This is a genomic window from Luteitalea sp. (assembly GCA_009377605.1).
Lineage (GTDB): Bacteria > Acidobacteriota > Vicinamibacteria > Vicinamibacterales > Vicinamibacteraceae > WHTT01.
In genome coordinates this window covers 39,732-61,794 of the sequence record WHTT01000022.1, presented here as the reverse complement: position 1 = coordinate 61,794, position 22,063 = coordinate 39,732, and the positions used below count along the sequence as shown (strand labels likewise).

Below are 22,063 nucleotides of genomic sequence, written 5' to 3'. Positions count from 1 at the left end.
TAAACGTTTTAGTAGGATTCTGCCTTGTCATGACATAAACGTGGCTCGACCCACGGCGTCTCGACGCTGGCGGGCCCGACCCGGGCGACTGTTGCGCTCGGTTGCCCGGAGGGTGTGTCCCCGCGGTTGCGCGGCACCCGAGCGTCGGCCGTTCTGGAAGGAGTCGGAAGGGGAGGTGGACGATGAAAACCTTGGTTGGCAAGAGGATTGCGGTTCTCGCCTTGCTGGCGTGGATGCCGGCTGCCATCGCCAGTGCGCAGTACCGGGCAGGCATCCAGGGCATCGTGACGGATCAGTCTGGGGCGCGCGTTCCCGAGGCGACCGTGACGATTGTGAATCAGGAAACGAGTCTGACACGGACGACCACGACATCCGACACCGGGGGGTTCTCCCTTACGGGTCTTGTCCCAGGGCCTTACCTCATCACCATTGAAAAGGAGGGCTTCGCGTCAGAGGTTCTCGAGAATGTCGGCATCAGCGCCGAGCAGATGCAGTCGGTCAACGTGGAGCTCGAAGTGGGTGGGGCGCAGGACACGGTGACGGTGTCAGCGGAAGCGGTCCCGACCATCAACACGGCAGGCGGCACGATTGGTGGCACGCTGACGACCCGAGAGGTGGAGTCGTTGCCGTCGTACGGCCGCGACCCGCTCCGCCTGGCGCAGCTCACTCCCGGCTCGTTCGGGAACAATGCGCGTGCCGCCGGTGGCGGCTCTTCGAACTTGCCGGGCAACGCTGGTCCTGGCGGTACGGGCAGCGACAGCATCATCTCATCGGATGGCACCCTGACGGTTTCCGTCGAGGTTGCCAATCTGGGGCATCGACCCGGAGACGAGGTCGTGCAGCTCTATGTGCAGGATCTCGTGGCGAGCGTGGCACCGCCAGCACAGCTTCTGCGTGACTTTCAGCGGGTTACCGTGGCGCCGGGCGCCACCGAGCGCGTGAGCTTTACCATCGGCCCAGACGACCTGGGCCTTTACGACCAGCAGATGCGGTGGGTCGTCGAACCGGGTGAGTTCCGCATCCGCGTGAGTAGCAGCTCAGAGGGTGGGCTGACCCGGAGCTTCGAGGTACGATGACTACGAGGCGAACCTTCCTGTGGCGCGCGGCGACGCTGCTCGCCGTCGGTGGCGGTGCACGCAGCATCGTCAATGCGACGCAGACATCACAACGTGCCGCGAAGCCGACGCCACCGCCCGACGTTTCCTACACGCTCACGAAAGATGACCAGACGTTTCTCGAGGACCTTTCGAAGCGGGCCTTTCTCTTCTTCTGGGAGGAGGCCACTACCGAGAACGGCCTCATCCGCGACCGCGCGCGCACCGATGGCTCGGCGCATCCGCGGGCCCAGCACGTAGCCAGCATCGCGTCGGTTGGCTTCGGTCTGACCGGTTTGTGCATCGCGGCAGACCGAGGTTGGCGGCCGCGCGACGAGCTCCTCACCCGCGCGCGCACGACGGTGCGCTACTTTGCCGAAGAACTGGCGCACGAGCACGGCTGGTTCTATCACTTCGTCGACATGAGGGACGGCAAGCGCGTGTGGCAGTGCGAGGCCTCCTCTATCGACACCGCGTTGCTGCTTGCCGGAGCGCTCACGGCGAAGCAGTGCTTCAAAGAGGATGCGGAGGTCGCGCGACACGTCGACACGATTTACAACCGCCTCGATTTCGAGTGGATGCTCGCCGGCCATCCGACCTTGCTGTCGATGGGCTACAGGCCGGAGCGCGGCTTCGTCAAGGCCCGCTGGGATCACTACTGTGAGTTGATGATCCTGTACATTCTCGGCTTGGGCGCCCGCTCCAATCCGCTGCCATCAGAGTCCTGGGCAGCGTGGGAGCGTCCGCTGTTCACCTATGGGCCGTACACCTACGTGCATCGGGCGCCAGCGCTCTTCGTCCACCAGTACTCGCACGCATGGATTGACTTTCGCGCCTGGCGAGACCAGGTGCGACCGCAGCCGAACTGGTTCGCGAACTCTCAGGTGGCAACCTATGCGCAGCGGCAGTTCATGATGGATGTCTCCAAAGAGTTTCCAGGCTACAGTGAGAACATCTGGGGCTTGACATCCTCCGACAGCAAGAAAGGGTACCGCGGCTGGGGCGCACCGCCGCGCCCCAAGGAGATCGATGGCACGGTCGTGCCATGCGCCCCTGCGGGCTCGCTGATGTTCACGCCCGAGGTCGCGCTGCCGGCGCTCCGCGAGATGCATCGCCGCTTTGGGGATCGCATCTATGGGCGCTATGGGTTTGCCGACGCGTTCCACCCGACCGACGGATGGGTCAACCCGGACGTCATTGGCATCGACGTCGGGATCACGTTACTGAGCGCAGAGAACCTCCGTACGGGTCGGGTGTGGTCGTGGTTCATGGAGAACGAGGAGATCCAGACAGGACTGCGTCGAGCCGGGATGGTGAACGTCCCGGTTCATCCCCAGTGAAGGATGGAGCGGATTACCTTCTTGGGGAAAGCGTAGCCAGTCAGCGGCGCGTCACAAGGAGCGCCGCAAATCCAGGGAGATACGCAAGCGTCCAGGCGCCGAAGTGCGCCAGATAATCCCAACCCCGGGGCCGGAAGGGAAGCCAAATGCCGGATATCGCGTAGAAGGCGATTCCCGAGACCACCGCGGCCACCAGACCGCGCGCCAGTGCCTTGGCGACACTCGCCTGGTTCCGGAGCACGCGGCCGCTGAGCCAGCCGAGCGCCACCCATAGGCCAATCCAGCTCGCAAACATTGCCGAGTATCCCGCCGTGGGCTGCAGAACGTAGAAGCTGGCGGCGGCTAGGAGGCCAATCAATGCCCCCACCCAGCCGCCCAGCAGGGCCTTTCCCGAGCACGTGCCGAGGTAGAGACCAACGCAGAGAAGCAGCAAGGTCCCGTGAATGAGCCCGTAGAGAGGGCGATGACTTGGGATCGCACTGGCCCAGATGAAGTCACCGAACGTGCTCACGGCGGCTATGGCCACCGCACCACCGATCGCTGCAGCAAGGCCAGTCATCAGTGCGATCTGCCCACCGGAGGCTAACGATCGACCAGCGCCAGCATGTCCTCGGCATACCGCTCGCCCTCGGCGGCCCCCGGCGGGAAGAAGCGGTCAATCTCACCGAGCTCGTCGGAGGTCAGCGTGACGTCGAGGGCTCCGAGGTTGTCTTCGAGGTACTTGACGCGCTTGGTACCAGGAATGGGCACGATATCCTCGCCTTGCGCCAGCACCCACGCCAGTGCGAGCTGCGCCGGCGTGCACGCCTTGCGCTCGGCAAGATTCCTGACGTGCGCGGCGAGCTGGATGTTCTTCTCCAGGGCGGCGCCTTGAAACCGCGGATTCGTGTGGCGCCAATCGTCAGGTGACATATCCGACGCCTTTTGAATCGTGCCGGTCAGGAAACCGCGTCCAAGCGGGCTGTAGGGCACGAATCCAACGCCGAGCTCCCGGCATGCGGCGACGACACCGTTCAGCTCCACATCGCGCGACCAGAGCGAGTACTCGCTCTGCAGCGCAGCAATGGGATGAACGGCAGCCGCGCGGCGCAGCGTCTCCGGCGCCGCTTCCGATAGTCCAAGCGCGCGCACTTTGCCCGCCCTGACCAGCTCTGCCATCGCGCCCACGGTCTCTTCGGTCGGTACGTTTGGGTCGATGCGATGTTGGTAGAACAGGTCGATGGTGTCGATGCCGAGCCGGCCCAAGCTCTCGTCGCATACCTTCCGGACATTCGCCGGTGAGCCGTCGACGCCGGCGATCTTCTGCGTCGCCTGGTCCAATCGAAAGCCGAACTTCGTGGCGACGACGATCTGCTCACGCGGCACCTGGCGCAGGAAGCGGCCAAGCAGCTCCTCGTTCGCGTAGGGGCCGTAGATCTCAGCCGTATCGAGGAAGTTGCCACCGAGCTCTACGTAGCGGTGGAGGACACGGAGCGATTCGGCTTCATCGGCCGGACCGTAGGCGTACGACATGCCCATGCAGCCAAGGCCGAGCGCGGAGACATTCAGCGGACCCAATGTGCGTGTTTTCATGATGACTCTCTTCAGATGAGCGGAGCGGGGACTCTAGACCCTTCTACCGTATCGCAGAGCCTTTCCGTTGTGAAGACCACTGCCTACCACCGAAAACCAGCGGGCACAGGTATCATCATCCATCAGGAGGACTGGATGACCATCCGGCGACTGCATCGTCTGTGGATCGCTTCGATTATCGCGTTGGTGCTCGGCGGTGGATTTGCCGCCCATCATGGGCAGCGCCCAGCGCTGGCCGCCCAGGGGCTGGAGGAGGTCAAGACCGACTACACGAAGCATGAGTACTACGTCCGGATGCGCGATGGCGTTCGCCTGTTCACTGTCGTCTACGCCCCGAAGGATCGGTCAGAGCGTTATCCCATACTTCTCAGTCGCACGCCGTACAGCGTGAGGCCCTACGGCGCTGATCGGTACCGCACGGAGATCGGTCCGTCTCCGCTCATTGCGAAGGAAGGGTACATCTTCGTGTACCAGGACGTGCGCGGACGCTGGATGTCGGAAGGTTCCTTCGATCATCTGCGGCCACACAAGGACGTGAAGAAGGGACCGCGCGACATCGACGAGAGCACTGATACGTACGACACCATCGACTGGCTGATCAAGCACGTACCGAATCACAACGACCGCGTGGGGATGTGGGGCATCTCGTATCCGGGCTTCTACGCCGCGGCGGGGATGATCGACGCACACCCCGCGTTGAAGGCGGCGTCGCCGCAGGCGCCGGTGGCCGATTGGTTCGCGGCGGACGACTGGCACCACAATGGCGCCTTCCTGCTCGCGCACGCCTTTGGGTGGTTCTCAGGAGCAGGATGGCCGTTCACGAAGCCGACGAAGGAGTACCCCGGGCCGCCCTTCGAGCAGGGGCTCGAGGACGGGTACGAGTTCTTCCTGCGTCATGGCACGGTGCGCAACCTGACCGCGCGGTTCTTTCAGGACAAGATTCCCTTCTGGAACGAGATCATGACGAACGACGCGCGCAACGAGTTCTGGAAGGCGCGTAACATCCGTCCCCACCTGAAGGACATCAAGCCGGCGGTGATGACCGTGGGCGGGTGGTTCGACGCGGAAAACCTGTTCGGGGCGCTCGAAGTGTATCGAGCCGTGGAGACGCAGAGCCCCAGCACCCAGAACATCCTCGTCATGGGCCCGTGGGTGCACGGCGGATGGGCTCGCGGCGAGGGAGACGAGTTGGGCGATGTTCGCTTCGATTCGTCCACCTCGAAGTTCTATCAAGAGCACATCGAGCTCCCGTTCTTCAATGCCATGCTGAAGGGAGACGGCAAGGACGGGCTACCAGAAGCGTACGTCTTCGAGACAGGCACGAACCGGTGGCGTCGCTTCGATGCTTGGCCGCCCATGGAGGCGGTGACGCGAGCGCTCTACCTGCAGGCGGACGGTCGCTTGTCGTTCGATCCTCCGGCCGAAGCCACCGCGGACGCCTTCGACGAGTACGTAAGCGATCCAGACAAGCCCGTGCCGTTCATCCCAGGTATCGCGCCTGGGATGGCGCAGCATTACATGGTCGACGACCAGCGCTTCGCTGCTCGTCGTCCCGACGTCCTCGTCTACGAGACGGAGCCGCTCGAGACGGATGTGACCATCGCCGGCCCGTTGATTCCGAGCCTCCACTTGTCAACCAGCGGCACGGATGCGGATTGGATCGTGAAGCTCGTCGACGTGTATCCAGACCGCTACCCAGACGGGGACGGGGAGGTGGACAACACGATGGGGGCTTATCAGCAGCTTGTGCGTGGCGAGGTCATCCGAGGCAAGTTTCGCAATAGCTTCGACAAGCCACAGCCATTCGAGCCCGGCAAGCCGACAAAGGTGGAGTTCACGGTGTCCGACACGTTCCACACTTTTCGGCGGGGACACCGCATCATGATTCAAATCCAGAGCACATGGTTTCCCCTCATCGACATCAACCCGCAGAAGTTCATGAACATCTTTCAAGCCCGAGAGGCAGATTTCCAGAAAGCCACGCAGCGTGTCTATCGTTCGAAGGCGCTGCCGTCATTGGTCAGCGTGGGTGTGCTCTAGCCCCGCAGGGACACTAGCGCGCGGTCGGATACTTGCCGAGCTTTCGTTGCAACGAGCGCCGGTGGATACCAAGGCGCCTGGCAGCCTCGGAGACGTTGCCGCCACAATCCGTGAGCACGCGGTTGATGTGTTCCCACTCCACGCGGGCGAGTGTGGGCGTGTCCACCGGCCTCCGGTCTCTCGACGGGTCGTTCGCATGCTCATCGAATGCCGCGAGGATGGCGTCCACGTCCGCCGGCTTCGTGAGGTAGGAATGGGCGCCAAGCCGCATCGCGTCGAGCGCCGTGGCAATGCTGCCGTAACCGGTGAGCACGACAATTCGTGTGGATACGTCCAGCTGCCTGATGTCGCGCACGACATCGAGGCCTGAGCGGCCCGGCATGCGTAGGTCGACGAGCACGAGCTCCGGTGACTCTTCCTGTGCCGCGGCAAGCGCGCTGTCGTAGTCGCGCGCTTCTCGCACCTCCAGCCCTCGAGCGCCCAGCGCGCGCACCACGCGCTCCCGAAACCGCGCGTCGTCATCAACGACCAAGATTGTGCGGGCGAGGTCGGCAGCGTGTGTCATGAGGAAGGGTTCGCGCCAACTGTCAGAGCGGCAGATCGAGCGTGGCGGTCGTTCCCGAGCCGGCCGCGGATTCGAGGCGCAGGGCGCCACCGAGCTGCTCTGCCAGGGCGCGCGTCAAGAAGAGCCCGAGTCCGAGACCGGCACCCGGTGGCTTCGTGGTGAAGAACGGCTCGCCCGCGCGAGCGAGCACGTCCGGTGCCATGCCGGCACCGCGGTCCTCCACGCGCAGGTGCAGCCGGCCATTGGCACTCGTGACTGCCAGCGTCACGTGTGACGAAGGCGGGCTCGCTTCCAAAGCATTCCTGAGCAGGCTCACGAGCGCCGTCACCAGGCTGCGACTCGGTACCCGGACGATGGCCGGTGCGGGAGGCGAGAGGACGTGGATGCGTGCGGCGTCCTCTCGTGAGAGCGTGGCGAGCGCCTCGTCGAGCAGCGCGTCCAACGGTAGTGCTGTAGGTGCCTCGCCGGTCGGCTCGCCGGCCTGCACGGCCATCCGATCGAGGATCGCACGGCACCGCTGCAGTTCGCCTTCAATGAGCCGTGCGTCCGAAGCCAGCGCCTCGCGCGCCGGGTGGGGAAGTTGGGCGATGCTCTGCTCCAGCTCGTGAGCGGCGACGGCAATCGTCGCCAGCGGCGTGCTGAGCTCGTGCGCCGCGCCAGCCGCCAGCGTGGTGAGCGCCGCCAGACGGGCATGGCGTGCCGAGCGCGCCTGGGCACGCGCGGCGTCACGCTCGCGTGACTCGAGGAGGCGAGAGAGGCGGAGCACGAAGTAAGCGGTGAGCGACGCTGCGAGCAGGAATGCCCACCACATCCCCTGGAGGTGCGACGACAGCCTGAGCGCCATGTGCCACTGCTGTGGCGCCTGCAGCGCTTGTAGGAAGAGCGAGCCATAGCCGAGCGCCGCGAGCGCGGTGATCGTCCATGTCCAGCGGGCGTCGAGGACGACGGCCGCCAGCGTGATGTAGACGAGATAAAAGATGCTGAACGGGTTGAGCGCGCCACCCGCCCAGGCGAGCATCACCGTCAACAGCAAGCAATCGAGCGCCAGCAGCACGCCTGCCACGCGGGGCCATGGCACGCCACCCCGTGAGAGATAGCGTCCCGCGAGCGCATTTGAAAGCGCCTCGATCCCGAGCAGCGAGAACAGGAGCGCCAGAGGCAGCCCGAAGCTGAGAAACGCGTGCGCGATGAGGATGGTGGCCGCCTGTCCGAGAACCGCGCCCCAACGAACCTTCAGCAGCCACGCCAGGCTGACATACGCGCGCGACGCTCCGGCCGATTCCGTGACCTCGAGAGGCAGCGTGTCCATTGAACGAGTCATGGCGCGAGTGGCCTTGCCCAAGCGTCGATCGTACTTCAGAAGGTTGCAGTGACCGGGTGCGATCGCAAGCCTGCGACAACATGCCGCACGCGGCCGGCTGTAGGGCGTTGGTAGAGTGGCGCGGTGGACCGCGTAACGGCCCTGGTCGGGTTCCTCCTTCTGCTGTTCGTGACACCTGTATTCGCCCAACCCAGCGCGGTCGTGGAGGGGCGTGTGATCGACGCGCACGGCGTGGGTGTTGCCGGCGTGAAGATTACCCTCCGCGACGCTGTAACCGCGCGGCGGATCGTGGCTGTCACCGACGATACCGGACGCTTTTCCGTGCAGGTGTCGGCGGTTCCAGCCGCCTACGATGTGACGTTCGAGATCGGCGAGCGAGAAGTGGCCGAACCGCGGCGTGTGTCGGTTGGCCCTGCACACGTGGCGCCCATCGACGTGCAGCTCGCCCTTGGCCTGACCGAGCAGGTGACGGTAACCGATAGCCGTGAGGAGCGACTGAAGAGCGAGACGCCTGTCTCGGTGGGCGTGCTCTCGCGCACGCGGATCGCCGACGTGAAGCCCACACATCCAAGCCAGCTCCTGGGTACGGTACCGGGAGTGTGGGTGAACACGACAGGTGGCGAAGGCCACATGACGGCCATCCGGCAGCCGCTCACCACGAGCCCGGTCTACTTGTATCTCGAAGACGGTGTTCCAATGCGCTCGACCGGGTTCTTCAATCACAACGCGCTGTACGAGGCGAACCTGCCTGCAGCCGAGCGTATTGAGGTCACCAAAGGCCCCGGATCGGTGCTCTACGGGAGCGATGCCATCGGAGGGATCGTCAACGTCACCACGCGTCCGGCGCTCGGGCCAGCCGCTCTCGAGGCGTCGCTCGAGGGTGGGCCGTTCGGCTGGCGGCGAGTGCTCGCGGGCGGCAACGCGAGCCGGGGCGCCGATGGCGTGCGCGTCGATGTCAATCTCACGCACACCGACGGCTGGCGCGATGCCACCGGTTACGATCGGCGTGGCGCATCGGTGAGATGGGATCGCGCGCTTGGGAGCGCGACGTTTCTGAAATCGCTCGTGTCGTACGGTCGCATCGATCAGCAGACCGCCGGCTCCTCGACCTTGTCACGAGACGACTACATCGAGAATCCGCGTCTGAATCTCACGCCGATCTCGTTTCGTGAGGTGGAGGCGCTTCGCGCCTCGACGGACCTGCGGCATGTGCAGGGCAGCACGCTGATCAATGTGATCGCGTACTACAGGAACAACCGGATGGCGTTGCTGCCGAACTGGAGCCTGACCTACGACCCGACCGTGTACGACACCGACAATCAGTCTTACGGCCTGTTGGCGCGCGTGCGGCGCGACCTGCCGGTGTGGCGGACGGAGATTGCCGCCGGGCTCGACGCCGAGGTCAGTCCAGGTGGTCGCACCGAGCGGCTGCTCTCCGTGCAGACGAGCACGCTTCCCGAAGGCCAGAGGGTGTTTACTGGCTACGGCGAACAGGCGCTCGTCTATGACTACGACGTCACCTTCCGACAGGTGGCGCCGTATGCTGCCGTCGCGGCATCCCCAATCGATCGCGTGCGCCTCGAAACCGGCGTGCGGTACGACCACGCAGCGTACCGCTATCGGGACCAACTCACGACACCGCCGCTGCCGCGCTATCAACGACCGCCGAGCACGACGCGCGACTACGACCGCGTGACGCCCAAGATCGGCGCGACCGTGCGTGTCAGTGACAACGTGAGCCTGTTCGCATCGCACCGTGCCGCGTTCCGTGTGCCATCGGAGGGTCAGCTCTTTCGTCAAGGCACCGCCCTCGACACGGTCGACCTGCGTCCCGTCCGTGCAACGAACCGTGAGGTTGGGGCGCGCTTCAGGCTACGCGGCGGCCTTTCGGCCGAAGTGAGTTGGTACGATCTCGTGAAGCGTGACGATATCCTCTCGTTTCGCGATCCAGTGGATGGGACGACGGAGGCCACCAATGCCGGGCGTACGCGCCATCGCGGCGTGGAGATCGGCGCGGAATGGAGACACGGACACTGGCTCGACGCCTCAGTGGCCTATAGCCATGCGCGGCATCGTTATGTGACCTGGCGCGTAGACCCAGCCGAAGGTCTCGACTACAGCGGCGGGGAGATGGAGAGCGCGCCGCGCGGGCTTTGGCACGCTGCGGTTACCGTCCGGCCGCGTGCGCGGATGACGCTCGGTGTCGATGTATCGCGCGTGGGTTCATATTGGATGGATGCTGCCAATACGCACCGCTACGAAGGACACACCCTGCTGAACATGCGAGGCGAGATCGCACTTGCTACGAGGGTGCGTCTGTATGCCAGCCTCCTCAACGCTACCGATGCGCGCTACGCGGAGACGGCTTCATATACGCTCTCGAGAGGCGAAGAGCTCGCTCCAGGATTGCCGCGCAGCGCGCATGTCGGCCTTAGCGTTGCGTGGCCCCATTGAGCGAGCCTTGCAGAAATTGACGATGTATCATCGTCTTCAGTCGCAGAATTCGCCACGCCAGTTTCGTGTGAGTGTCGAATTGCGGGGAAATCGACCGCTCGATTTCCGGCATGCGTTTCGCACTACGCCTGGACGTGGAGAGAGGTAGTCTATGGCCGTGGGAATCTCGCCTCAGTTGGTCACCGCCGACGAGATGCTGCGTATGCCGCCGGACGATGGGTTCCGTTACGAGCTCATCAGGGGCGCGGTAGTCAAGATGACGCAGCCAGGTTTTTCGCACGGAGTGTACGCTGCCCGGCTGTTGGCGGCGCTTCTCACCTTCGTCGAGGCACGTGGGCTAGGCTTCGTGACGCAGGAAGTTGGGTTCAAGTTGGAGAGTGATCCGGACACCGTCCGTGCGCCGGATGTCTCGTTCGTCTCGCGTGAGCGTATTGGATCGACGACGCTGCCTCGAGGGTATATCCAGGGCGCGCCAGACCTCGCCATCGAAGTCTTGTCACCCAACGACCGGCCTGGCCATGTGCGTCGCAAGGTGCACGACTGGCTCGCGCACGGCGCGCGCGCTGTCTGGGTCGTGGACCCAGCGCGTCGCACGCTCACGGTCTACACTCCCGATGGCCATGCGCGTGTGCTCAGCGCGGATCAGACGCTCGAGGGCGGCGATCTCCTGGCAGGGTTTCAGTACGAGTTGGCCCGCCTGTTCACAGATCTGTGAAGCAGCCCGAGCTGTCCTGTCGAGAGCATTCGACCAGGCTGAACCTTCTCTCCTCCCATCGGCTCGTTACGTCGGTCGTACGACGAGGGAGATCGCGGCCGACAGCCGTTCCCACTGCGCCGTCTCTTTGGCTAGCGTCTTTCGGCCAGCGCGCGTCAACCTGTAGTACTTCGCGCGGCGATTGTTCTCGCTCGGGCGCCACTCCGCCTCGATCCAGGCCTGTTGCTCGAGCTTGTGCAGCGCTGGGTAGAGCGAGCCCTGCCCCACCTTCAGCTCGTCGTTGGACATCTGGCGGATGCGTTGCGCGATGGCCCACCCATGCATCGGCTCCAGCGCGATGACCCGGAGAATGAGGAGGTCGAGCGTCCCTTGTACGAGATTCGTCGGTTTGCTCATCTGGTTCCCTTGGTTATCAACAAGAGGCTATCATCGGACCTGTCGGTAATCAAGGGGAATGCGTCTCGTTCGAGTCGTATCGTGCGCCCGCGCCTCGAAGAAGGTGCCGGTTCGACCCGTCGGCGTGGCGAGGCCTCGACCAGTGCGAGGCGACACGCGGCAAGCAACGGACGGCCGCTGTTGAGGGCCCGCGCTCCTGGACCCTTTTCGGAGGTCTGTGGCGCGGCGCGAGAGAAGGTGAGGCAATCGTTATGTTGCCATGTCCGCTCCAGACTTCCTGGACTATCGAGACGACGCCCGCTCGTTCGATGCGGCTGCCGTCTACCGCTTCGATTCGTTCAACCTGTCAGGCGGCGCCGCGCCAGAGCGGGTGCGTGGTATCCAAGTCTCATGGGATTTCTTCGATGTGGTGGGCGTTTCCGCCGCAGTGGGCCAGGGCTTCACGACAAGGATGGCGAGCGAGCACGGCGGCCGGCTTGCCGTTCTGGGACACGGCGTCTGGCAGCGACGCTTCGGCGGCGCCGCCGGCATCGTGGGTAGGTCGCTCACGCTGAACGACGAGCCGTTCGTAGTCGTGGGGATCATGCCGCCCGATTTCGAATTGCCTCGTGACTGCGAGATCTGGGTGACCGCGGCTGAGGAGGTGCCGGATCTGTCGTTCGGCAACATCGACAGCATGCGAAAGTTTCGGGGTGCGCGCTACTTGGAGATGATCGGCCGGCTGAAGCCGGACATGTCGATTGCCGCCGCTCAAGCGGATCTCGACGCAATCGAAGCTGACCTGAAACGCCAATTTCCAGACGACCACGCGAGATTTCGTCCGGAGGTCGTGTCGCTCCACGAGGATCTGGTTGGAAACATCCGTCCTGCGTTGTGGGTGCTCTTGGCAGCCGTTGGCATTGTCTTGTTGATTGCTTGTGCGAACGTCGCGAATCTCCTACTCGCGCGATCCGCAGCACGACAGCGCGAGATGGCGGTCCGCCTTTCGCTGGGCGCGAGCCGCACGCGGCTCACGCGCCAGCTGCTCGTCGAGAGTGTGGCGCTCGGCGTGGCCGGCGGCCTCGCCGGTCTCGTCTTGTTGCTGTGGGGATTCGAGCTGTTGGTCGGCCTGCTTCCCGAGGATCTCCCTCGGCTCGGCGAGATCCGGTTGGATTACGCCGTGCTCATATTCACGCTCGCGGTCTCAGTTGGTGCCGGTCTTCTCTTCGGCTTGACACCCGCGCTCTTCGCGGGCCGGTTGTCGGTGTACGAGGCGCTGAAGGCAGGCGGCGGGCGAACCATCGGTCATCGCGGCCATCGGCTTTTCCGGCATGCGATTGTCGTGGCGGAGCTTGCCCTCGCCGTCGTCTTGGTCGTGAGCGCGACGCTCCTGGTGCAAAGTCTCGTGCGCTTGACACGTGTGTCCCCCGGCTTCGATCCACACGGCGTCATGACGATGCAGATTGCCCTGCCTGAGGCGCGATACCGAACCGACGCGTCGCGTGCGGCATTCGTGAACCGGTTGCGCGACGAAATCAGAAGCCTGCCTGGCGCCGACGCCGTCTCGTCGGGATTCCCGCTACCGTACGGAGGCAGTAGTGGTAAGAGGAGCTTCAAGATCGAGGGAAAGTCCACTGAGCCAGGCCAGGAGCCATCGGTTGGCATCGCCTTTGTCAGCCCGAGATATTTCACGGCCCTGCGAATCCCTCGTGTCGCCGGGCGTGACTTCAGGGACGCCGATACGGCGGCCGCGCCCGCTGTGGTGATCGTCAGCCGCACGCTGGCAGACGAGCACTTCCCAGGGGTCGATCCGATCGGTCGGCGCATCGACCTCGAAGGGCCGGAGGACGGTCAACCGTATTGGGCGACGATCGTCGGCGTTGTGGGGGACGTGCGCCCGTTGGCCCTCGATCAGGAGCCAGAGCCGTGGCTCTACATGCCAGCAGCGCAGTCGCCGCTCCCATTTGTTGGGATGGTCGTGCGCGGATCGGGCCGCGCGGTGAGCGCCGAAGCGCTGCGCGCCGCGGTCAGTCGTGTCGACCCGACCCTCGCGGCCGCGAGCGTGGACTCATTCGACGCGCTTCTGAGCGACTATCTCGCGCCGCGTCGCTTCAACGTACAGTTGCTCGGGTTTTTCGGTCTCCTGGCGCTCACGCTCGCGATGATCGGCACGTACGGCGTACTGTCGTACGCGGTTGCGATCCGCCGCCCAGAGCTCGGCATCCGGCTGGCGCTCGGTGCAACGCCGCGGAGTCTTCTATGGCTGGTCGTGCGCCAAGGAATGACGCTTGCGAGCGTGGGCGTTGGACTCGGCGTGCTCTTGGCGCTCGGCGCTACGCGCGCGCTCGGCAGCCTGCTCTACGGCGTCAGCACATCGGATCCGGTCAGCTATGTCGTCGTGGCCGCGGCGCTGCTTCTGGTCGGCGCTGCCGCCTGCTACCTGCCCGCGCGAAAAGCAATGCGCGTCCAGCCAATGGGCGTGCTCAGGGTGGAATGACCGCGGCGAGCCCGACCTAGATAGCTGTCCAGCCGCCATCCACCGGTAAGACGACGCCGGTGATGAAGGACGCCTCGTCGGAAGCCAGAAACGCGGCAGCGTGGGCGACCTCGCGCGGCTGGCCGACCCGTCCGAGCATCGTATTGCGAAGTTGGTACTCGTAGAGCGGCTCGCCTGGCGCAGGTGAGATGCGCGTCTGAATGGGCCCTGGACAGATCGCGTTCACCCGAACGTTCTGTCGGCCGTAGTCATAGGCGGCGCTGCGCGTGTATCCCAGCAGGCCGGCCTTGACCGTCGTGTAGGCGACAGACGTAGGGCAACCCACCATCGCCTGGACAGAGACGATGTTGATAATCGATCCGTGCTGCTGCGGCAGCATCCAGGTGAGCGCCTCGCGTGTGCAATGATGGGTTCCCATCAGCGTGACGCCAATCGACCCCTGCCACTCGTCCTCGGTTGCCTGCATGACGTCGTGGAAGTCACCGATGAAGGCGGCGTTGTTGCAGAGAACGTCAAGGCGCCCAGACCGCTCGGCCGCCAGTCGGATGGCACGCGCCGCCTCTTCCTTCACGGAGACATCCGCGCGATGGAATGTGGCGTCACCGCCCCGCTCCCGGATTTGCTCCGCCACGTGATTGCCTGCCGCTTCGTCGATGTCGACGATCAAGACCGTGGCGCTCTCCTCGGCAAAGACCTCGCCGATTGCACGGCCGATGCCGTGTGCGCCTCCTGTCACCACCGCCACCTTGTGCGCGAGCCTGCCCATGCCTGGTCGAAATTCTCGCGGTGTGCTCCACGCAAGTCAACGCGCGATGTCGCTGGGGCGACGCTGCCGTTCAGCCTGTTGGACAAATGCTCACACGGCCCGCTGGGCCACCCGGCCGCCATCGGCCAGCGTGTCCGGCGGGTACAGCACGATTTGCTCGCGCTCGCGGAGACCGTCGAGCACCTGAGCTTCCGCGCCGTTGCGCTGACCGATCTCGATCGTTCGTAAACGCGCGCGTCCATCCTCGACGACAAACAGCGCCCACTGGTCCCCGCGTCGAAAGAGCGTGCCGGTTGGCACTTTGAGGACGTTGTCCTCCTGCCAGATGACCACGCGAACCTCGACGCGATAGCCGTCGCCAAGCGCGCGCGACGCCAGCTCTGGATCCTCGAAGTCAATGATCACGTTCACCCGCTGCTCCTCGACGCCGAGGGCCGAGACCTTCATGAAGCCGGACGGCTCGACCCGGCGAACGCGGCCGCCGAGTGTTTTGCCGCCGCCCCACTGCTCGATCAGCACACGGTCGCCGGTGTTGATCCTCACGGCGTCGGATGAGAGGAGATCGGCGACGATTTCGAGGCCGTTCGCATCTCCCACCTCCAACAACGGCTCACCTGCGGGTACGACGGTCTGACTCTGACGAAGACGTCTCAGGATGACGCCGTCGACGGGGGCCAGGAGCGGGATGTCGCCCGTGCCCAGGCTGTTGCCGCTGCTCTGCACCAGACGCGCGCGGGCCACGTCCACATCGCGCTGTGCCTGCGTGACCACGAAGTCGGCGGCCCGCAGTGCTTCCTCCGCCGTACGGGCGTCCGTCTCGCGCGCATCGAACTCGTCGCGGGAGATGGCGCCGCCTTCGATCAGATTGCTTGCACGCTCGAGTTGCTGCTTGGACCGCGCGAGCACCGTCGCGGCGCGATCCCGTTCTGCCTGAGCCCGCCCAAGCGTGGCTTCGGCCGCCTGCACGGCGGCTTGGGCCTCGGCGCGCGACCGCGCGTCGAGCGGCGTCGGCGCCGACGGTCGCACGGTCGCTAGCACCGTCTTGCCGCCGGTTACCGGATCGCCCGGCTCGAGATTGATCCGCAGCACCTCGCCCGCCACCGGCGAGGTGACCTCGAATCGCTGCCGCACCCGCGTCTCACCCTCCTCGTCGATCGTGACCAGGAGCGGGCCCTTCGTCACCGTCGTGAGATCAACCTCCATGGGCCGCGGCCACAGTGCGATCGTGAGCAAGACCGCAATGACCAACGCCGCCAGCAGCACCCGACGATTCTTCAAGAGTCCCACGGCGCCCCGAAAGGGCCGCGCTACCGCGATTTGCAACATCGCATTACTCCCGAGTCTTCAACACGCCCACGAGATCGAGCCGATCGAGCTGACGACGCACGACCAATCCGGAGACGGACGACGCAATGATGATGGTCAGCGCCGTCCACGCCATGACTTGCGGCGTGACGGTGAGCGGAAGGCGGAACAGCTCGGCTTCGATCGATTGCGCAATGAGCGCCATCAGGCCGTAGCCGAGCAGGGCGCCCAGCGGCAGCGCCAGCAGCGTCCAAGACGACATTCGAGACCACTCGAGTCTCGACCTGCGCCACGCCTGGTATCGCGGCAATGCGCTCCCTCAACTGCTCTGGCGCGCGCTTGAGCGAGGCAAACACGTCAGCGAACCGCTGCCGCTCGTAGTACGCCTGCTGCGTACGCCGGAGCGAGTCGAAGTTCGAGAGATAGGTCACGAACATCGTCATACCGGCTGCGATCACCAGCCCGATCGCCGTCGCCTGACCCTTCATCGCGAGCAGGTCGCGGAGCAGCTTACGGTTGAGTGCCGAGAGTCGCATGGTCTGGTCCGTTACCAAGACACGTCGCGCGGCGAGAGCTTGCGTGCGTTGCGCTCGACAGAGGCCACATGTCCATCGGCGAGCCGGACGACGGAATCGGCCATGCTCGCGATGGCGGCGTTGTGTGTGATGACGACAGTGGTCGTGCCCAGCTCGGCGTTCACTCGGGCGAGGGCCTCGAGGACGATGATGCCGGTAGTGACGTCGAGCGCGCCGGTCGGCTCGTCGCAGAGCAGTGCGGTGGGGCGCTTGGCAATCGCACGAGCAATGGCGACGCGCTGCTGCTCGCCGCCCGAGAGCTGCGAGGGAAAGTGGTCCAGACGGTGCTCGAGGTCGACCAGGCCGAGGGCTTCTTCAGGCGTGAGCGGTTGCTCGACGATCTCGGTCACCAGTGCGACGTTTTCCCGCGCGGTCAAGCTCGGGATCAGATTGTAGAACTGGAACACGAAGCCCACGTATTGCCTGCGATACTGCGTCAATGCCGCCTCGTCTGCCGCCGTGAGATCTTGGCCCCGATAGGTCACACGGCCGCTCGTGGGCACGTCCAGACCGCCCAGGATGTTGAGCAGCGTCGACTTGCCAGATCCGGACGGGCCCAGCAGAACGACGAACTCGCCTTCGTTGAGCTGCAGGTCGACCTGGCGCAGCGCCTGCACCTCGACCTCGCCCATCACGTAGACCTTCGTCAGGCCTTGGATGTCGAAGACGGGGGACCGTGCAGTCGCGACGTTGCTGCCATCGGACGGCATCACTCGACCTCCTGAGTCGCCGGCTCGAGCATGCGACGCGCTACACGGGACAGCAGATGCGGCAGCGTGTCGCGCTGCTCGCCCGTCAGCGCGTCCCAATTGTCGACGCACCAACGGTCCGACGTCGTCTTGAAGGCAAAGACCAGGGCCAACAGCAGATCAGTCGGGATGTCGCGACGCACACAACCGATCTCCTGACCGCGCTGGACGAGCGAGAGCTGGAGCTGTTGGACGAGCTCGAACTTGTCGGCGACGATCTGACGAACCGCGGGATCGTCGGGCGCATGGTAGAGATGGCGCCAGAGACCGACCCACCAAGGCATCGAACGGATCAACTCACGCGATTGTTCACCCATCTCCTCCAAGGATGGCCAAAAGGTATCCGCCTCGAGGCGGTTGAAGTCGAAGAGCGTGTCGGGCAGGACGCGTTGCCACGCCCAATCGAGGACCGTGCGAAAGAGATCAGCCTTGTCGTCGAAGTAGTAATAGAACTGTCCCTTGCTCAGGCCCAGCCGCTCGATGACCTTGTTCAGCGACGCCCGGTCGTATCCGTGAGCGGCGAACTCCTCGGCAGCGGCTTCGAGCAAGCGGTCGCGACGAGGTTGATCGAGATTGAGAAAGCGGGGACGCGGCACGGCGGACCTCGAGATCAGCCCGACTGCTGGTAGACCGAGCGGTCGAACCGATCGGTCTAATTCTGGCACGGCGCGTTCGGCGAGCGCGCCCGACCTCACCGCGCTGCGGCGTCGGGGGTGTTGCTCTTGGTCTCTTGGTCTTTCGACCCTTTGACGAAATCGCCTTCCGCCACAATCGTGCAGTTCGGGATCGCCGACGCGACGGTCTTGATGTCCCCCTCGGCGAGCAGTGTGCCGGAGAGGGTGAGGTGTCTCAAGGTGCCGAGCCTCGCCAGCGCGTGCCCGACCGCCGGATCCAGCGGCGTGCCAGCGAGATTCAGCGTGCGAAGCTGGGTGAGCGCGCGGAGTCGGTCCAGACCCCGGCCACGGATCTCCGTGAACGCGAGGTTCAACGTGCGCAGGTTGGTCCAGCCTGCCAAGGTGGCAATTGAGGCATCGGTGGCATCGGAGTGCGAGAGGTCAGCCTCGCGTACGAACGCGGCGAGCGGCGTGAGCGTTGCCAGCGCCCTATCGACGCCACCGCTCGTGAGGCTGAATGCGCTGACGCGGAGACCATCGCGTGCATCGCTGGAGACCGGCGTAATGACGAGCCCAGTGGCTCGCGCAAGCCTGGCGGCCTCCTCCAGCGGTAGTGGCCCAGTGGGTCCGGTACTGGTGGCGCGATCGAGCAATCGCGCAACTTCGCCAGGCGGGCTCTCGGCCTGAGCGAGCGTCACCGCCTCCGATGCGCCGGACGCGATCCACCAGCGCAGAATCGCTACTTCCTCCTCCTTGAGCGGCGGTCGCCCTTCCGCCGGCATCGCCTCTTCGTGATCCGGCGGCAACGTGACACGGCGGAGAATCTCGCTGTTGTCGACATCGCCGGCACGGACGACGGGCCCGTGCTCCCCACCCTGTTTCAATCGGGCGAAGGAGTCCAAGCGAAGCTCGCCCTTGACCTTGCTGGAGCCATGGCAGGTCGTGCAGTTCTTGCGCAAAACGGGCTGCACGAGCGCGTTGAAGATCCGGCTGTCCGGCCCAATCGGCGGCGGCGGCTCCTCACGGCGCCAGGGTGCGTGCTCGGTAAGGTACGCTTCGCCGTGCGTGAGCTGACCGCCCAGATGGCCGGTCCACACCGTGAGCAGAAGCGCCAGCGCGAGCGCCGCGCGCGAGCCGGCCAGCCAACGTTGGAGCATGCGCGGGCCGGACGCGTGTGCCGCCATCACGCGTAGCGCCGCGGCAATGAGCATCGTGGACACGACGCCACTCGCGGCCCAGTAATGGCGAGACAGAATGCTTCCCGTCGTGCCTTCGCCCCGCGCGAGCAGCACACCGAGCGTGAACGCCACCAGCGCGCTCACCGCCCCGAGCACGAGGAGGAGAGGCACGGCGACCTCGAGCGAGCGCGTACGCGCGGGCCGAGCGGCCACGAGGTCGAGCGCAAACGCCAGCGGCACCAAGACGACTGGGAAATGGACGAGGAGGGGGTGGAAGCGGCCCAGGAATGCCAGCCAACCGCCCGCCGCGTCGCCCGAAGGGGGCACGAAGAGCGGCAAGAGGGGGGGCATCAACGCGATGAGCAGGGCCGCAACGATGAGCCAACGTTGAGCGCGCATTTGGTTGGACCGGCGATGCTCCCGAGGATATCATTAGCTAATTAACGCAGTCTGAACCCCTTGCGCCGGGGGGCTGCTACTATCGATCGCTTGATCAATGCTGGGAGCGCGGAGCCTTTCGTTTGCAGGCCGGAGCCTTCGGGTTGGCGTGCTGAGCGCGACAGCCGTTGCGCTCGGCGGCGGCCTCTGGTTCGGCACCGATTTGTTGCGGCCCCGCCAGGAGGTCGACTTCAGTCGAGACATCAAGCCCATCCTCAACCAGAACTGCACGACCTGCCACGGCGGCGTCAAGAAGGCCGCAGAGTTCAGCCTGCTCTTTCCGGAGGAGGCACTGAAGCCCACCAAGTCTGGCAAGCCTCCGATCGTCCCAGGCGATCCTGATGAGAGTCTCCTCGTGAAGCGGGTCGAGGCGACCGATCCCTCCGAGCGGATGCCGCTCGATCATCCAGCGCTCGCGCCGGAGCAAATCGACCTGCTGCGGAAATGGATCGCGGAAGGTGCGACCTTCGAGCCCCACTGGGCCTTCGTGGCGCCCGACCGTCCTGCGCTGCCCGCGCTCGAAGAGGCGGCGTGGCCGAAGACCCCGATCGATCGCTTTGTGCTCGCGCGCCTCGAACAGGAAGAAGTCCGCCCTGCGTCCGAGGAAGCGCGACGCAAGCTGTTGCGTCGCGTCAGCCTCGACCTCACCGGCTTGCCGCCGACCGAATCCGAGCTCGCCGCCTTCGTCGCGGACAAATCGCCGGGTGCCTATGAGCGCCACGTGGATCGTCTTCTCGCCTCGCCGCGGTTCGGCGAGCGATGGGCGCTGTGGTGGTTGGATCTCGCACGGTACGCCGATACCAAGGGGTACGAAAAGGACATGCCGCACGACGCATGGCCCTACCGCGATTGGGTGGTGCGTGCGTTCAATGACAACATGCCGTTCGATCGCTTCACGATCGAGCAGCTCGCGGGCGACCTGCTGCCCGATGCGACGGACGACAATCGACTGGCGACCGCCTTCCACCGCATGACGATGACCAATGACGAAGGTGGGACCGATGACGAGGAGTTCCGTATTGCGGCGGTGCTCGATCGCGTCAACACGACCTACGAAGTCTGGCAGGGTATGACGATGGGATGTGCCCAGTGTCATAACCACCCGTACGATGCGATCCGACAGGAGGACTTCTATCGCTCGATGGCGTTCTTCAACAATACGGCAGACGACGATCGCGAAGACGAGCTGCCGACCCTCGGCATCTACGAGACCGAGAGCGATCGCGCCACCGGCAGGCCGCTCGAGCACCGCATCCGTGAGCTGACCTTGCAGCGTGAGGCGATGGTCGAGCCGGAGCATCCGACCGACCCGCCGCGCATGCTCACGGGCGCTCCAAAGCGCGAGTACGATCGCTTGGGCACGCAACTGAAGCGCCTGGAGAAGCAGCTCGAGCCGCTGAGCAAGGCGGCGCTGCCGGTGATGGAAGAGCTGCCGGCCTCGGCGCGTCGTGAGACGCACATCTTCGAGCGCGGCAATTGGACAGCGCCAGGCGCGCTCGTCACCCCTGGCGTCCCTGTCTCACTGCCAGCGCTCCCGCGCGGCGCCCCGGCGAACCGGTTAGGGCTGGCTCGATGGCTCGTCGGCCCCGATAACCCGCTCACCGCACGGGTCATCGTCAATCGCTTGTGGGATCAGATTTTCGATACCGGTCTCGTCCAGACCGTTGCTGATCTTGGCTCCCAGAGCGAGACGCCGAGCCATCCGGAGCTGCTCGATTGGCTCGCGGTGCACTTTCGCGACGACCTGAAATGGGACGTGAAGCGCCTGCTGCGGTTGATGGTGACGTCGGCGACCTATCGACAAGACAACAGACCGCGCCAGGACGTGGCGGATCGCGATCCGCAGAATCAGCTGTTGGCGCGAGGACCGCGCGATCGCCTGAGCGCGGAGATGGTCAGGGATCAGGCACTCGCGGCATCAGGCTTGCTCAGCGCGAAGATGTTCGGACCGGCGGTCATGCCGCCGCAGCCGGAAGGTGTCTGGCGATCGCCGTACAACGATCTCACCTGGGAGACGTCGCCCGGTGAGGACCAGTATCGGCGTGGGTTGTACACGTTTTGGAAGCGATCTGCGCCGTATCCCTCGTTCATGGCGTTCGACGCGCCGTCGCGTGAGTACTGCGTGAGCCAGCGGGAGACGACCAATACTCCGTTGCAGGCGCTCGTGACATTGAACGATCCGGTATATCTCGAGTGCGCGATCGCGCTTGCGGAGGAGATGCGCTCGTGGGACGCCGATTCGTCGAGACACTTGGCACGCGCGTTCAAGCGGTTGACGGCGCGCGAGCCGAAGCCGGACGAGCTTGCCCTGCTCGTCGACTATTTCAACGGGGCCAAAGCGCGATACACAGCGCAGCCGGAGCAGGCCGATGCGTTGGCCAACGGCGACGCCGAGCTCGCCGCATACGTGGCCACGGCGAGCGTGATGCTGAACCTCGACGAGGCGCTCACGAAATAGGCGGCGC

General features: G+C 65.0%; 18 protein-coding genes. 7 read left to right on the top strand and 11 right to left on the bottom strand.

What is annotated here, in order from left to right; genetic code table 11:
- The first annotated feature begins 182 nt into the window (after positions 1-182).
- A complete protein-coding gene (locus GEV06_09710; protein ID MPZ18173.1) occupies positions 183-1,076 on the top strand; it encodes a hypothetical protein in 894 nt (297 codons plus the stop codon).
- A complete protein-coding gene (locus tag GEV06_09705) occupies positions 1,073-2,434 on the top strand; it encodes a hypothetical protein (protein MPZ18172.1) in 1,362 nt (453 codons plus the stop codon). Before GEV06_09710 ends, GEV06_09705 begins: the two co-directional genes overlap by 4 nt.
- Positions 2,435-2,474: 40 nt before the next feature.
- Here GEV06_09705 and GEV06_09700 read toward each other — a convergent pair whose 3' ends face one another.
- The gene (locus GEV06_09700; GenBank protein ID MPZ18171.1) at positions 2,475-2,993 is read right to left on the bottom strand and encodes a hypothetical protein; all 519 of its coding nucleotides are present in this window, start codon (positions 2,991-2,993) and stop codon (positions 2,475-2,477) included.
- Positions 2,994-3,016: 23 nt separating this feature from the next.
- Positions 3,017-4,006: an aldo/keto reductase gene (locus tag GEV06_09695; GenBank protein MPZ18170.1), complete on the bottom strand. Its 990-nt coding sequence runs from the start codon at positions 4,004-4,006 to the stop codon at positions 3,017-3,019.
- A 135-nt stretch (positions 4,007-4,141) separates the two neighbouring features.
- Here GEV06_09695 and GEV06_09690 point away from each other — a divergent pair, with 135 nt between their 5' ends.
- Positions 4,142-6,046 (top strand): CocE/NonD family hydrolase, encoded by a 1,905-nt coding sequence (locus GEV06_09690; GenBank protein ID MPZ18169.1) that lies wholly within the window; start codon positions 4,142-4,144, stop codon positions 6,044-6,046.
- A gap of 13 nt (positions 6,047-6,059) precedes the next feature.
- On the opposite strand, the gene GEV06_09685 is transcribed toward GEV06_09690, so the two are convergent.
- Together GEV06_09685 and GEV06_09680 are read right to left on the bottom strand one after the other, a co-directional pair.
- Positions 6,060-6,611 carry a response regulator gene (locus GEV06_09685; GenBank protein MPZ18168.1) on the bottom strand — a complete coding sequence of 184 codons (552 nt, stop codon included), beginning with the start codon at positions 6,609-6,611 and terminating at the stop codon, positions 6,060-6,062.
- Between the two features lie 22 nt (positions 6,612-6,633).
- Entirely contained in the window at positions 6,634-7,932 is a 1,299-nt protein-coding gene (locus tag GEV06_09680) for a sensor histidine kinase (GenBank protein MPZ18167.1), read from the bottom strand.
- A 123-nt stretch (positions 7,933-8,055) separates the two neighbouring features.
- Between GEV06_09680 and GEV06_09675 the strand changes: the two genes are divergently transcribed.
- Positions 8,056-10,386, top strand: coding sequence for a TonB-dependent receptor (locus GEV06_09675; GenBank protein MPZ18166.1), 2,331 nt, complete (start codon positions 8,056-8,058; stop codon positions 10,384-10,386).
- Between the two features lie 151 nt (positions 10,387-10,537).
- A complete protein-coding gene (locus GEV06_09670) occupies positions 10,538-11,101 on the top strand; it encodes a Uma2 family endonuclease (GenBank protein ID MPZ18165.1) in 564 nt (187 codons plus the stop codon).
- 66 nt (positions 11,102-11,167) lie between these two features.
- On the opposite strand, the gene GEV06_09665 is transcribed toward GEV06_09670, so the two are convergent.
- A complete protein-coding gene (locus GEV06_09665; protein ID MPZ18164.1) occupies positions 11,168-11,497 on the bottom strand; it encodes a PadR family transcriptional regulator in 330 nt (109 codons plus the stop codon).
- 259 nt (positions 11,498-11,756) lie between these two features.
- Here GEV06_09665 and GEV06_09660 point away from each other — a divergent pair, with 259 nt between their 5' ends.
- On the top strand, positions 11,757-13,973 hold the full coding sequence (locus GEV06_09660; GenBank protein ID MPZ18163.1) for an FtsX-like permease family protein: 2,217 nt from the start codon (positions 11,757-11,759) through the stop codon (positions 13,971-13,973).
- A 16-nt stretch (positions 13,974-13,989) separates the two neighbouring features.
- On the opposite strand, the gene GEV06_09655 is transcribed toward GEV06_09660, so the two are convergent.
- The 6 genes from GEV06_09655 to GEV06_09630 all read right to left on the bottom strand — a co-directional run bounded on the left by GEV06_09655 (position 13,990) and on the right by GEV06_09630 (position 19,559).
- Positions 13,990-14,739, bottom strand: a complete 750-nt coding sequence (locus GEV06_09655) for an SDR family oxidoreductase (protein MPZ18162.1) — start codon at positions 14,737-14,739, stop codon at positions 13,990-13,992.
- A gap of 90 nt (positions 14,740-14,829) precedes the next feature.
- Positions 14,830-16,065, bottom strand: coding sequence for an efflux RND transporter periplasmic adaptor subunit (locus GEV06_09650; GenBank protein MPZ18161.1), 1,236 nt, complete (start codon positions 16,063-16,065; stop codon positions 14,830-14,832).
- A gap of 4 nt (positions 16,066-16,069) precedes the next feature.
- On the bottom strand, positions 16,070-16,306 hold the full coding sequence (locus tag GEV06_09645) for a hypothetical protein (protein ID MPZ18160.1): 237 nt from the start codon (positions 16,304-16,306) through the stop codon (positions 16,070-16,072).
- 285 nt (positions 16,307-16,591) lie between these two features.
- Entirely contained in the window at positions 16,592-17,329 is a 738-nt protein-coding gene (locus GEV06_09640) for an ATP-binding cassette domain-containing protein (protein MPZ18159.1), read from the bottom strand.
- Positions 17,329-18,375, bottom strand: coding sequence for a TetR family transcriptional regulator (locus GEV06_09635; GenBank protein ID MPZ18158.1), 1,047 nt, complete (start codon positions 18,373-18,375; stop codon positions 17,329-17,331). Before GEV06_09635 ends, GEV06_09640 begins: the two co-directional genes overlap by 1 nt.
- Complete coding sequence (locus tag GEV06_09630) at positions 18,060-19,559, bottom strand: hypothetical protein (GenBank protein MPZ18157.1); 1,500 nt, start codon at positions 19,557-19,559, stop codon at positions 18,060-18,062. Before GEV06_09630 ends, GEV06_09635 begins: the two co-directional genes overlap by 316 nt.
- A 97-nt stretch (positions 19,560-19,656) precedes the next feature.
- Between GEV06_09630 and GEV06_09625 the strand changes: the two genes are divergently transcribed.
- Complete coding sequence (locus GEV06_09625) at positions 19,657-22,056, top strand: DUF1553 domain-containing protein (protein ID MPZ18156.1); 2,400 nt, start codon at positions 19,657-19,659, stop codon at positions 22,054-22,056.
- Positions 22,057-22,063 lie beyond the last annotated feature (7 nt).